Annotated in this window: 9 protein-coding genes; 5 read left to right on the top strand and 4 right to left on the bottom strand. The window is 66.8% G+C overall.

What is annotated here, in order from left to right:
• Positions 1–15: 15 nt before the first annotated feature.
• Positions 16–414: a helix-turn-helix domain-containing protein gene (locus JOD97_RS05015; RefSeq protein WP_209713872.1), complete on the top strand. Its 399-nt coding sequence runs from the start codon at positions 16–18 to the stop codon at positions 412–414.
• Here JOD97_RS05015 and JOD97_RS05020 read toward each other — a convergent pair.
• The 4 genes from JOD97_RS05020 to JOD97_RS05035 form a co-directional block, all read right to left on the bottom strand.
• Positions 401–2503 carry a putative Ig domain-containing protein gene (locus JOD97_RS05020; RefSeq protein WP_209713874.1) on the bottom strand — a complete coding sequence of 701 codons (2103 nt, stop codon included), beginning with the start codon at positions 2501–2503 and terminating at the stop codon, positions 401–403. The genes JOD97_RS05015 and JOD97_RS05020 overlap by 14 nt on opposite strands.
• Before the next feature lie 159 nt (positions 2504–2662).
• Positions 2663–3568, bottom strand: coding sequence for a LysR family transcriptional regulator (locus JOD97_RS05025; protein ID WP_209713876.1), 906 nt, complete (start codon positions 3566–3568; stop codon positions 2663–2665).
• Between the two features lie 73 nt (positions 3569–3641).
• The gene (locus JOD97_RS05030; RefSeq protein ID WP_209713878.1) at positions 3642–4988 is read right to left on the bottom strand and encodes an alpha-L-fucosidase; all 1347 of its coding nucleotides are present in this window, start codon (positions 4986–4988) and stop codon (positions 3642–3644) included.
• 84 nt (positions 4989–5072) lie between these two features.
• On the bottom strand, positions 5073–5573 hold the full coding sequence (locus JOD97_RS05035) for a MarR family winged helix-turn-helix transcriptional regulator (RefSeq protein WP_209713880.1): 501 nt from the start codon (positions 5571–5573) through the stop codon (positions 5073–5075).
• Positions 5574–5693: 120 nt separating this feature from the next.
• Between JOD97_RS05035 and JOD97_RS05040 the strand changes: the two genes are divergently transcribed.
• The 4 genes from JOD97_RS05040 (at position 5694) to JOD97_RS05055 (ending at position 12353) form a co-directional block, all read left to right on the top strand.
• The gene (locus JOD97_RS05040; protein WP_209713883.1) at positions 5694–7049 is read left to right on the top strand and encodes a chloride channel protein; all 1356 of its coding nucleotides are present in this window, start codon (positions 5694–5696) and stop codon (positions 7047–7049) included.
• A gap of 292 nt (positions 7050–7341) precedes the next feature.
• The gene (locus JOD97_RS05045) at positions 7342–8448 is read left to right on the top strand and encodes an efflux RND transporter periplasmic adaptor subunit (RefSeq protein WP_209713885.1); all 1107 of its coding nucleotides are present in this window, start codon (positions 7342–7344) and stop codon (positions 8446–8448) included.
• Positions 8445–11513 carry an efflux RND transporter permease subunit gene (locus tag JOD97_RS05050; protein WP_209713887.1) on the top strand — a complete coding sequence of 1023 codons (3069 nt, stop codon included), beginning with the start codon at positions 8445–8447 and terminating at the stop codon, positions 11511–11513. The genes JOD97_RS05045 and JOD97_RS05050 overlap by 4 nt, the downstream gene beginning before the upstream one ends.
• Before the next feature lie 33 nt (positions 11514–11546).
• Positions 11547–12353, top strand: coding sequence for an oxidoreductase (locus tag JOD97_RS05055; protein WP_209713889.1), 807 nt, complete (start codon positions 11547–11549; stop codon positions 12351–12353).
• The last annotated feature ends 18 nt before the right edge of the window (positions 12354–12371 follow it).

Below are 12371 nucleotides of genomic sequence, written 5' to 3' on the forward strand. Positions count from 1 at the left end.
ACAAGGAAACCACCGATGACCGATATTCCAGAACAATGCTTCTCCGCCGACTGTCCGGGCCGCGCGCTGTTCGACCAGATTTCCGATAAATGGTCGATGATGGTGCTGGTCGTGCTTGAAGAGGAGCCGGTTCGCTTCAACGCCATCAAACGCCGCCTGGGAGGCGTGACTCAAAAGGCGCTGACCCAATGCCTGCGCAGGCTAGAGCGGAATGGGCAGGTCTCGCGCCGTGTGATTCCGGTGTCGCCGATCGCGGTGGAATACGAGATCACGCCGCTCGGGCGCACCCTGCTGCTACCGTTAAAGGCGATGCACGAGTGGACGATGACCAGGCTGCCCGAGGTGGAACAAGCCCGGCAGGCCTTCGACCGGCGCAACCCGGCCCAGGACCCGCCGACGCTCAGCGCGCCGTGATCGTCACCGGGATGGTAACGGTGGAACTGACGCCACTGCCATTGGTCGCGACCACTTTCAGCTGATAACCGCCGGTGACAGGCGCCGCCCACAGCATCGAGATCGTGCCGCCGCTGGCCGAGAACATCATGCCCAGCGGCGCGCCGGAGATGGAAACCGACATCGATTTGCTGCCCGCATCGGTAACGCTGAAACTCCCGCTCAACACCCGCCCCGCCACCCCGGTCAAGGCGGTGGCCTTGATCACTGGTCCGCCGGTGCCGGCGCTGGCGGTGGTCGTGGCGGTGCCGGCGGGCGCGACCACCACCGTGTAGACGCCGGAACCGCTCAAGCCGTTCACGCCGTCCTTGGCGGTGACGGTGACGCCGTAGGTACCCGCCACCGGCGCCGCCCAGCCGACCACGCCGGCGCCGCTGATGGTCATGCCGGCGGGGGCGCCCGACAGCGAATAGGTCACCGCGTTGGTGGACGTGACCGAGGCTGTGAACGTCAGCGCCGTGCCGGCCTTGCCGTTGATGGTCGCCGCCGTCACCACCGGCGCCGTTTGCACGGTCAGGCCGGACAAGGTGCCCAGCAGGGAGCTGGCCTTCGGCGTGCCCAGGCCGGACGGCGCGTCGTAGCCGGTCTTGGCGGCGCAGGTGGTGCAAGTGCCGTGGCTGCCGGCGGTGACGTCGGCGAACACGCCGGCATAGCTGCCCGGCACGCTGGCGATTTGCGTGTACAGCGCGGCGTGCGGCGCGCCCAGCGCAGCCTTGGCGTTCTGGGCCCGCAGCGCGTTGGCGACGGCGATCAGGCCGGCCCATTGCGGCGTCGCCAGGCTGGTGCCGCCGACGCTGGTCCATTTGACGGTGGTGGTGCCGGAGGCGATCAGCGCGACGTACTGGCCGCTGTTGGGGTCGGCGTTGAAGGCGACGTCGGCGACCGTGCGGCGGCTCGTGCCGTCCATGCCCGGCACGGCGGCGCTCTGGTAGGCCGGCTTTGCCACGTAGGCGCTGGTGCCGCCGCCGGTGCCGGACCACACCACTTCGGAGCGCGCGGCGCCGCTATAGGTGAGCGTGGTACCGCCGACCGCCAGCACCTTGGCCGACACCGAGGGCCACGCCACGCCGGCGCCGGAGTCGCCGGTGGCGGCCAGGTAGCTCATGCCGGCCGCCGAGAAGGTAGCGTCCGCCGAACCGGTGCCGGCGCTCTCGGCGCCGCCAAAGCTCATCGACACGACGCCCGGGCCCATGTTGTTGGCCAGCTTCACGCCGCCCAGCAGATTATCGTAGCTGGGGCTGTTCGCCTCGATCAGCACGATGCGCGCCAGCGGCGCGGTGGCGTGCGCCCATTGCACATCGAGCGCGATCTCGGTGGCCCAACCGGCATCGTACGGCGGCACGGTGGCGGTCATCGCGCCGGCGGCCGTGCTGTACACCACGGAAAATTCGCAGGCGGTGCGCGAGGCGGCCGGCAGCGGCAGGCTGGCGCCGGCGGCGATGGCCTTGGTGGCGCAGGCCGGCAGACCGAACTTGCTGTTGAAGGCGGCCAGTTCCGCCGCGACGTTGGGATCGTGCCGGGCGTCGACGATATAGATGGTCTGGCCGGCGCCGAGCTGCGCGGCCTGGGTGGCGGTCAGGTTGGTAAAACTGGCCGGCAGTGTCGGCAGGCCGTAGGCGGCGCGGATCTGCGCCGGGGTGTAGGTGGCGACGGTGCCGCCGGTCGCCGCCGGCAAGGCCGTGCCGTCGGTCGACGAGGCGGCGCGGGCGGCCAGGCGCCGGGGCAATTCCTGCATCGTCAAGCGGCGCGTATCGACGTTGCGGTATTCATAAGGCACGGTTTGCCGATGGACCGCGACGGGCACGGGCGCGCCGGCCTCGACGCTCTCCGGCGTGTCCAGCACCACCGGCGCCATATGGAAGGAAGGCAGCGCCAGCAGTTGAGCGTCCTCGGCGGACAGGTCGCCGTTCTCCAGCACCAGCACCGTGGACGCGGTCGCCAAGGGGCTGGCTTGCAGCGGCCCCGTGTTGGCATTGGTGTCGGTGTTGCCGCCCCCGCAGGCGCTGAGCAAGGCGGCGACGCAGGTGATCGGAAGCAGGTAATGGCGCATGGCGGTCTCTCGGAGGTGGTATCCGGCCTGGATGATCGCCGGATTCATGCCTATGCTACCATTAAATTTCCACGTGGAAATAATTGATGATGTAAAAGCGTGTTAAATATGCGACCCGTCAACGGGCCGGGTTGGCGGCCCGATGATCGAACCCGCGCTTCAGCGATCCCACGGCGGGACGCCGGCGAACTCCTGCGCCAGGAAATCGATCATCACGCGCACCTTGGCGCTCAGGTGGCGCCGGCTCGGATAGACCGCCAGCACGTCGATGTCGGGCAAGTCGTATTCCGGCAACACGCGCACCAGGCGCCCCGCCCGCAAGTCGGCGCCGATCAGAAAGGTCGGCTGCCAGATGACGCCGCCGCCGGCGACGGCCACCGCGCGGGCGGTGTCGCCATTGTTGGTGTGCATCGCGCAGTTGACCTTGACCACGTCCGGCTTGCCCGAGCGCTGGCTGAAATGCCACTCGTCGGCCGTGGCCGCGTAGCGATAACCGATGCAGCGGTGCGCGGCCAGGTCCTGGGGTACCTTGGGGACGCCGTGTTTTTCAAGATACGCGGGCGCGGCGCAGCAGATGTTTTGCGACGTCGCCAGCTTGCGCGCCGCGTGCGAGGCCGAGCCGGCGCGGGAGATGCGGATCGCCATGTCGTAGCCCTCCTCCACGATGTCGACCACGCGGTCGATCAGCGCCACCTCCAGCTCGATGCCGGGATGCAGGTCCATGAACTTGCCCCACAACGGCGCCAGCTGCAGCACGCCGAAACTGAGCGGCGCGTTCAGCCGCAGCACGCCGCGCGGCGTGCCCGACGTGGACGAGGCGATCGCTTCGACCTCGGCCATGTCCTCGACGATGGTTTTGGCCCGTTCGTAGAGCGCGTCGCCGCTTTCGGTCAGCGACATCTTGCGCGAACTGCGGTTGAGCAGCCGGGTGCCGAGGTGGCTCTCCAGATCGGCGATGATGCGCGTGACGTTGGCCGGCGATGTGTCGAGCGCGTCCGCCGCCCGCGCGAAGCCGTTCTTGCGCACCACCTCGACAAACACTTCCATCGCCCGCAACCTATCCATGCCCGCCCCGGTCATTCACAAAAGCTGAATATACCACCGTTGGCCACGGCCGGCACCGCATGCCGGCCCTAAGTTAAAGCGCGGCGGCGGGATCGGAAGTGGTTTCCAGTTTGATGACGGTATCGACCGGATCGCGCGCGGCGGCATCGACGCTGACGACGATGCCGTCGCCGGACTGGCTGAATCGCACCGGCGCGCCCGCCAGGGTGCTGGCCGAGACGATCTTCCCGGGCAGCGCGGGCAGCCTCAGGCTGTCCGCAGGCCACGACAACACGTGGACATAGATGTTTTTGCCGCGCGTCGTCGCGCCGTACACGCCGTCAACCGGCTGGAAAGGACCCGGCCGCGTGGCATAGATGCCTTCGCCGTTGACGCGCATCCATGCCCCGACGGCCTGCAGCGTCTGGACTTGCGTCTGCGGGATATCGCCGTCCGCGTCCGGGCTCATATTGACCAGGGCATTGCCGTTCCGAACCACGGCGTCGACCACCAGGCGGATCACCTTCTCCGGTTTCATCGCATCGCCGGGCACGTAGCCCCATCCAGCGCCGATCGAGAATGTTTTCTCCCAGGGTTTCTGCCGTATCGGTCCGGCGATCGCCTGGTCGCCCTCCTCGGTGGCGAAGTCGCCTTGCCAGCCGGAGCGTGGATTGATCGCGATCTTCGGCTGCAGCTTCCTGACTTGTGCGTTGAGGATCTCCGGCTGCCAAAACCAGGCGGCGTCGGCGTCGGTTCCGCGATGCGCCAGCCAGCCGCCGTCGTACCACAGAATATCGATCTTGCCGTAATTGGACATCAATTCGCGGACCTGCCCGTAACCTTGCGCCTTCATCAGCGCCGCGTTCTCCGGCAAGCCCTTGGGATCGAAATAGCCCGGAAAGCGCCAGTCCATCGGCGAGTAATAGATGCCGACCCGCATACCTTGGCGGCGCACGGCCGCCACGTAATCCGCGATGAAGTCCTTGTGCGCCGCCGAATGCACGGAGTCGAAATTCCGATAACTGGATTTGCTGTCGAACATGGCGAAACCATCGTGATGCCGCGCCGTCATCACCATGTACTGCGCGCCCGCGTCCTTGGCCAATTTTGCCCAGCCATTCGCATCGAAATGCCTGGGCTTGAAGCGCGCGGCCAGTTTCGCGTACTCCGCGGCATCGACCTTGTCATTGGACATGTGCCACTCCCCTTTGGCCGGGATGGCGTACAGCCCCCAATGGATGAAGATGCCCAACTTCGCATCCCGCCACCAGCGCATGTCCTCGGCGGAGAGCAGCAACTCCGGCGCCAGGTTTCCCGCATCCGATTTCGACTTCAACGCCGAACGCTGTTCATCGGTGATAGCCGCCGGCGCCTGCTCGGCCGAACTTTGAGCGCACTGTAACGACAGCAAACATGCGGTGGCCAACAAAATGTTCTTCATACGTCTCCATTAAGTAACTGTTTGCAATATATACTATACATCGATACTCAGTAATGCAATCTTGACGAGCGTACATATGGCGGCCTACAGGTCGGACAATGGCGTATTGGCCCCGGCGTCGCCCGCCTCGAGCACTAAAATCAAGGCGTTCAGGTCATGCTCCAAGCGTGCCAGGGTGGCGGGGTCCATGGACGCTAGCGCGTCCGGCAACACCCCGGCGAACGGCATGGGCGCGGAGCGAAGGCGGCTCTCTCCAGCGGCGGTAAGCGTCATGGTGACCACGCGGCGATCGCTGCTGCTTTTCGCTTGCTCGATCAGCCCCTGGGTCATCAGCGACTTGACCAGGTTGCTGGCGGTGGTCTGATGGATGTCCAGCTTACCCGCCAGGCCGTTGACGCCTATTCCCGGGTGTTGCTGAATAACGCTTAGCGCCCACAGCTGGGCGCCGCCCATGCCGGCGACTTTCTCCACGCTGCGGAAATGTGTTTTGACCGCATTGAACACGATTCGGAACTGCCGCAGCACTCTGGCTGCGGGCACTGCGTCCGCGACGGCTTCCACGGAGGACGGTTGATTATCTTGCATGGCCGAATAATAACTGAAAGGACTTCATGTTTGCTTAATTGACAGATCAGCTTGATGCAAAGTATATTTGTGCAAATATACTTTCAGCTTGGCGAATTCCCGTCCGATCCGCCCTCCCCCATGAAAACCAAGCACGACACCGCCGCATCCTTCAACCGCGAATTCCGGGATTGGCGCATCTGGGCCACCCGGGGCATCGTCGTCGCCGCCGCCGGCATCGCGGGGCTGACCGTCGTCGCTTTTACCTGGTTAGGGGAGGAGGCGCTGGGCTTATTCATGACTGCTTTCCATGTCCATCCGTGGATCGCCCTGTGCTGGACGCCACTGTGCGCGGCGGCGATCGTCTGGATCACCCGGCGCTACTTTGCCGCCGCCGCGGGATCGGGCATCCCGCAAGTGATGGCCGCCCTCGACCCGCTGGCGTCGGCGCCGATCCAGGGAAGACTGGTGTCGTTCAAACTCAGCATGGCGAAAATCGCCTTGACGACGTGGGGTTTGCTGGCCGGACTTTCGCTGGGCCGCGAGGGGCCGTCGGTGCAGGTGGCCGCCGGCATCATGCTGACGGCGCAACGCTGGCTGCCCGAGCGCTCGGCCGTGACCACGCACGGCTTGCTGGTCGCCGGCGGCGCCGCCGGCATCGCGGCGGCTTTTAATACGCCGCTGGCCGGCATCATGTTCGCCATCGAGGAGTTGTCGCGCACGCCCGAGCAACGCAGCAGCGGCTTGTTGATGTCGGCGATCGTGCTGGCGGGTTTGATGGCGGTCTCCGTCTACGGCAACGCCACCTATTTCGGGATCATCCACGCCAGCGGCATCGATCTTTCGCTGTTGCCCGCCGGGCTGCTGGTGGCCTTGGTCAGCGGTGGACTCGGCGGCGTGTTCTCCCGGCTGCTGCAAGCCTCCCTCGGCGGCAAGGGGCGCGACTGGATGTCGCGCCTGCGCAAGGCGCGGCCCGTGCTGTTCGCGGCCGTCTGTGGATTGCTGGTGGGGCTGATCGGGTTTGTCTCGGGCGGCGCCACGTTCGGCAGCGGTTATAACCATACACGCGACATGCTGGCCGGACTGGAGACGCTGCCCGCGCTGTTTTTGCTGTTGAAGTTCGTGGCCACCTGGCTGACCACGTGGTCGGGTGTGCCGGCGGGCATCTTCGCGCCGTCGCTGGCCATCGGCGCCGCTATCGGCAACGATATCGCGCTGTTGCTGCACTCGCCTAATGCGACCGCGCTCATCGCCCTGGGGATGGTGGGCTTTTTGGCGGCGGCCACGCAGGCCCCGCTGACCTCGTTCATCATCGTGATGGAAATGGTGGATGGCCATTCCATGGTGTTGAGTTTGATGGCGTGCGCGATGGTCGCGCGTACCGTCTCCCGCGTGATCGGCGCGCCGCTGTATGGGGTTCTGGCGCAACAGCAACTGGTCAATGCGATTGACGCGGTGGGTCCGGCGGACGTCGCCGGCGATGTGAAAAAGGCGTAACCGGCCTCCCTGGCCCTCTCCTCCACGGTATCGACCGTTTGGTCGATGGCGTCGTCCAACTTCAATCGCCGCAATCCGCCGCCATGGGTGCGCCGTCGGCGGCTCAAAAATGGCGGATTACGGCGTTCCGCCTAATCCGCCCTACGTGGAACAACACAAATCCCGCCCGCAGGCCCCTGAAAACGGTCGAAAACCGGCTTGGCCGGGGTCTTTTAAACCTTTTGGTGACTATTGACTTAATTGGTCACTAGTATCAGAATAGGCGTCCTGTCTAGCTCTTTTTGGGATTCCCATGTTCCGCCGCCTCGTTTTCGCTGCCGCCCTATCCCCCCTGCCGTTCGCTTTGGTCGCCTGTGGCGACAAGCCGCCAGCCGATCCCCGCACCGCGGCGCCACTGGTGCGCGTGGCCACCATCCGCGACGCGGCGGACGCTTCGCGCGTGTTCACCGGCACCGTCGCCGCACGCGTGCAAAGCGATCTCGGCTTCCGTGTCTCCGGCAAGGTGTCGCAGCGGCTGGTGGACGCGGGCCAAACCGTCAAGCGCGGGCAGCCGCTCATGCGCATCGATCCCGTCGACCTGAAACTGGCCGCCCACGCCCAGCAGGAGGCGGTCGCCGCCGCCCGGGCGCGGGCGCGCCAGACCGCCGACGAGGAAGCCCGCTACCGCGACCTGCGCGGCACCGGCGCGATCTCGTCGTCCGCCTACGACCAGGTCAAGGCGGCGGCCGACACCGCCAAGGCCCAGCTGAACGCGGCCGAGGCGCAGGCCGAAGTCGCCGGCAACGCCAGCCGCTACACCGAGCTGGTGGCCGATTCCGATGGCGTCGTCATGGAAACGCTGGTCGAACCCGGCCAGGTCGTCAACGCCGGCCAGGTCGTGGTGCGGGTCGCCCACGCCGGGCGCCGCGAGGCCGTGATCCAGTTGCCCGAGACCTTGCGCCCGGCCGTCGGCTCGGTCGGCCAGGCCGCGCTGTTCGGCAAGGAGGGCACGACCGCTCCCACCAAACTCAGGCAACTGTCCGACAGCGCCGACCGGCAGACGCGCACCTTCGAGGCGCGCTATGTGCTGGAGGGCGAGCTGGCCGACGCGCCGCTGGGCACCACCGTCACCATCCAGATCCCGGAGGCGCATCCGGCCGCGCCGGGCGGCTTGTGGGTACCGCTCGGCGCCCTGTTCGACGCCGGCAAGGGGCCGGGGGTGTGGGTCATCGATGGAAAACCCGCGAAGGTTTCCTGGCGGGCGGTCGCGGTCCAGCGCCTGGACGACGACGGCGCGCGCATCAGCGGTCAGCTCAAGTCCGGCGAGCGCATCGTCGCCCTCGGCGCCCACCTGCTGCGTGAAGGCGAACAGGTCCGCGTGGCCGACCAGGCCACCGCCGCCTCGGGAGCGCGTCCATGAGCGCAGGCCGCTTCAACCTGTCGGCGCTGGCCGTGCGCGAGCGCGCCATCACCTTGTTCCTGATCTGCCTGATCTCGCTGGCCGGCATCCTGGCGTTCTTCAAACTCGGCCGGGCGGAAGACCCGGCGTTCACGGTCAAGGTGATGACCATCGTCACCGCCTGGCCGGGCGCCACCGCGCAGGAAATGCAGGACCAGGTCGCCGAGAAGCTGGAAAAACGGCTGCAGGAACTGCGCTGGTACGACCGCAGCGAAACCTACACCCGGCCCGGCCTGGCCTTCACCACCCTGACCCTGCTCGACAGCACGCCGCCGTCCGAGGTGCAGGAACAGTTCTACCAGGCCCGCAAGAAGGTCGGCGACGAGGCCGGCAACCTGCCGCCAGGCGTCATCGGGCCGATGGTCAACGACGAATACGCGGACGTCACCTTCGCCCTGTTCGCGCTCAAGGCCAAGGGCGAGCCGCAGCGCCTGCTGGTGCGCGACGCCGAGACCTTGCGCCAGCGCTTGCTGCACGTGCCGGGCGTCAAGAAGGTCAACATCGTCGGCGAGCAGTCCGAGCGCATCTACGTCGAGCTGTCGCACGACCGCCTGGCGACCCTGGGCGTCAGTCCGCAGGAGGTGTTCGCCGCGCTCAACGGGCAGAACGCGCTGACCCCGGCCGGCTCCGTCGAAACCCGGGGCCCGCAGGTGTTCATCCGCCTCGACGGCGCGTTCGACGAGTTGCAAAAGATCCGCGACACCCCGGTGGTGGCCCAGGGCCGCACCTTGAAACTCTCGGACATCGCCACCGTCAAGCGCGGCTACGAGGACCCGGCGACCTTCATGATCCGCAACGGCGGCGAGCCGGCCCTGCTGCTGGGCATCATCATGCGCGACGGCTGGAACGGCCTCGACCTGGGCAAGGCGCTCGACAAGGAAGTCGGCGCGATCAACGCCGACATGCCGCTGGGCATGGGCTTGACCAAGGTCACCGACCAGGCGGTCAACATCAGTTCGTCCGTCGACGAATTCATGGTCAAGTTCTTCGTCGCGCTGCTGGTGGTGATGGTGGTGTGCTTCGTCAGCATGGGCTGGCGCGTGGGCATCGTGGTGGCGGCGGCCGTGCCGCTGACGCTGGCGGTGGTGTTCATCATCATGGCCGCGACCGGCAAGAACTTCGACCGCATCACGCTCGGCTCGCTGATCCTGGGCCTGGGCCTGCTGGTCGACGACGCCATCATCGCCATCGAAATGATGGTGGTCAAAATGGAGGAAGGCTACGACCGCATCGCCGCCTCGGCCTACGCCTGGAGCCACACGGCTGCGCCCATGCTCTCGGGCACGCTGGTGACGGCGGTCGGCTTCATGCCCAACGGCTTTGCCCGCTCCACCGCCGGCGAATACACCAGCAATATGTTCTGGATCGTCGGCATCGCACTGATCGCCTCGTGGGTGGTGGCGGTGGTGTTCACGCCCTACCTCGGCGTCAAGCTGCTGCCCGAGCTCAAACAGGTCGAGGGCGGCCACGACGCGCTCTACGACACCCCGCGCTACAACCGCTTCCGCCGGGTGCTGGCGCGCGTCATCGGCCGCAAGTGGCTGGTGGCCGGCGCGGTGGTCGGCCTGTTCGTGCTGTCGGTGCTGGGCATGGCGGTGGTCAAGAAGCAATTCTTCCCGATCTCCGACCGTCCCGAAGTGCTGGTCGAGGTACAAATGCCGTACGGCACCTCGATCGCGCAAACCAGCGCCGCCGCGGCCAGGGTCGAGGCCTGGCTGTCCAAGCAGCCGGAAGCGAAGATCGTCACCGCCTATGTCGGCCAGGGCGCGCCGCGCTTCTTCCTGGCGATGGGCCCCGAGTTGCCGGACCCGTCGTTCGCCAAGATCGTGATCCGCACCGACAGCCAGGACCAGCGCGACGCGCTCAAACTGCGGCTGCGCCAGGCCATCGCCGGGGGCCTCGCCCCCGAGGCGCGCGTGCGCGTGACCCAGCTGGTGTTCGGCCCGTATTCACCGTATCCGGTCGCCTACCGGATCTCCGGCCCGGACCAGGACCGGCTGCGCGCCATCGCCGCCGACGTGCGGCAAGTCATGGACGCCAGTCCGATGATGCGCACCGTCAACGTCGACTGGGGCACGCGCACGCCCGTGCTACACTTCACCCTGCAGCAGGACCGCTTGCAGGCCGTGGGGCTGAGCTCCAGCGCGGTGGCGCAGCAATTGCAATTCCTGCTCAGCGGCGTGCCCGTCACCACCGTCCGCGAGGACATCCGCACGGTGCAGGTAACGGCCCGCTCGGCCGGCGACAGCAGGCTGGACCCGGCGAAGATCGCCGACTTCACGCTGGCCGGCGCCAACGGCCAACGCATTCCGCTGTCGCAGGTGGGCAGCGTCGACGTGCGCATGGAGGAACCCATCATGCGCCGCCGCGACCGCATGCCGACGATCACCGTGCGGGGCGACATCGCCGACGGCTTGCAGCCGCCGGACGTGTCGGCCGCCGTCGGCGCGCAACTGGAAACGATCATCGCCAAGCTGCCGGACGGCTACCGCATCGACCAGGCCGGCGCGATCGAGGAGTCGGGCAAGGCGACCACGGCGATGCTGCCGCTGTTCCCGATCATGCTGGCGGCCACTTTGCTGATCATCATCTTCCAGGTGCGCTCGATCTCGGCGATGGCCATGGTCTTCCTGACCAGTCCGCTCGGGTTGATCGGCGTGGTGCCCACCCTGCTGCTGTTCCAGCAGCCGTTCGGCATCAACGCGCTGGTGGGCCTGATCGCGCTGTCGGGCATCCTGATGCGCAACACGCTGATCCTGATCGGCCAGATCCACCACAACGAGCAGGCCGGGCTGGCGCCGTTCGACGCCGTGGTCGAGGCCACCGTGCAGCGCTCGCGCCCCGTGATCCTGACGGCGCTGGCGGCGATCCTGGCCTTCATCCCGCTGACCCATTCGGTGTTCTGGGGCACCCTCGCCTACACGCTGATCGGCGGCACGCTGGCGGGCACGATACTGACCCTGGTGTTCCTGCCGGCGATGTATTCGATCTGGTTCAAGATCCGGCCGGCCCGTCGGCAAAACTGAGACATCCCATTCATCCTATAAGAAAGAACCACCATGTCAGAGCCTAAAGTTGTCGTTATCACCGGCGTGTCGTCGGGCATCGGGCGCGCCGCCGCGGTCAAGTTTGCCGAGCGGGGTTGCCGCGTGTTCGGCACCGTGCGCAGCCTGGCCAGGGCGCAGCCGGTGCCCGGCGTCGTGCTGGTCGAGATGGATGTCCGCGACGAAGCGTCGGTGCAACAGGGCATCGACGCCATCGTCGCGCAGGCCGGGCGCATCGACGTGCTGGTCAACAGCGCCGGTGTCAGCCTGCTCGGCGCGACGGAGGAAACCTCGGTCGCCGAGGCGCAATCGCTGTTCGACACCAACGTGTTTGGCATCCTGCGCACGACCAAAGCGGCGCTGCCCCACATGCGCGGGCAAGCTGCGGGCAGGATCGTCAACATCAGCTCGGTGGTGGGTTTCCTGCCGGCGCCGTACATGGGGCTGTATTCGGCCTCCAAGCATGCCGTCGAGGGCCTGTCCGAATCGCTGGATCACGAAGTGCGCAACTTCGGCATCCGCGTGGTGCTGGTCGAGCCCTCGTTCACCAAGACGGGACTGGACGTCAACGCGCCGCACGCGGCCGTCAAGCTTTCCGCCTATAACGGCGAACGCGACAAGGCGTTCCGCACGATCGAAAGCGCCATCAATGGCGCGCCCGCGCCCGATGGCGTCGCCGGCACGGTCGTCGAAGCCGCGCTGGGCGCCTGGAAAATGCGGCGCACGCCGAAGGGCGAAGCATCGCTGCTGAGCAAATTGCGCCGCTTCATGCCCGCCGGCCCGGTCGATGCAGGCCTGCGGAAAACCTTCGGACTGGTCTGAGATCGCCGGTGGTCAACG

Origin of the sequence: Duganella sp. 1411 (assembly GCF_017833525.1) — a bacterium.
Lineage (GTDB): Bacteria > Pseudomonadota > Gammaproteobacteria > Burkholderiales > Burkholderiaceae_D > Rugamonas.

Excerpts from the sequence above, each read along its gene's own strand:
- JOD97_RS05020 (WP_209713874.1), bottom strand. The coding sequence starts at position 2,503 with ATGCGCCATTACCTGCTTCCGATCACCTGCGTCGCCGCCTTGCTCAGC.
- JOD97_RS05025 (WP_209713876.1), bottom strand. The coding sequence starts at position 3,568 with ATGGATAGGTTGCGGGCGATGGAAGTGTTTGTCGAGGTGGTGCGCAAG.
- JOD97_RS05035 (WP_209713880.1), bottom strand. The coding sequence starts at position 5,573 with ATGCAAGATAATCAACCGTCCTCCGTGGAAGCCGTCGCGGACGCAGTG.
- JOD97_RS05030 (WP_209713878.1), bottom strand. The coding sequence starts at position 4,988 with ATGAAGAACATTTTGTTGGCCACCGCATGTTTGCTGTCGTTACAGTGC.
- JOD97_RS05040 (WP_209713883.1), top strand. The coding sequence starts at position 5,694 with ATGAAAACCAAGCACGACACCGCCGCATCCTTCAACCGCGAATTCCGG.
- JOD97_RS05050 (WP_209713887.1), top strand. The coding sequence starts at position 8,445 with ATGAGCGCAGGCCGCTTCAACCTGTCGGCGCTGGCCGTGCGCGAGCGC.
- JOD97_RS05055 (WP_209713889.1), top strand. The coding sequence starts at position 11,547 with ATGTCAGAGCCTAAAGTTGTCGTTATCACCGGCGTGTCGTCGGGCATC.
- JOD97_RS05045 (WP_209713885.1), top strand. The coding sequence starts at position 7,342 with ATGTTCCGCCGCCTCGTTTTCGCTGCCGCCCTATCCCCCCTGCCGTTC.
- JOD97_RS05015 (WP_209713872.1), top strand. The coding sequence starts at position 16 with ATGACCGATATTCCAGAACAATGCTTCTCCGCCGACTGTCCGGGCCGC.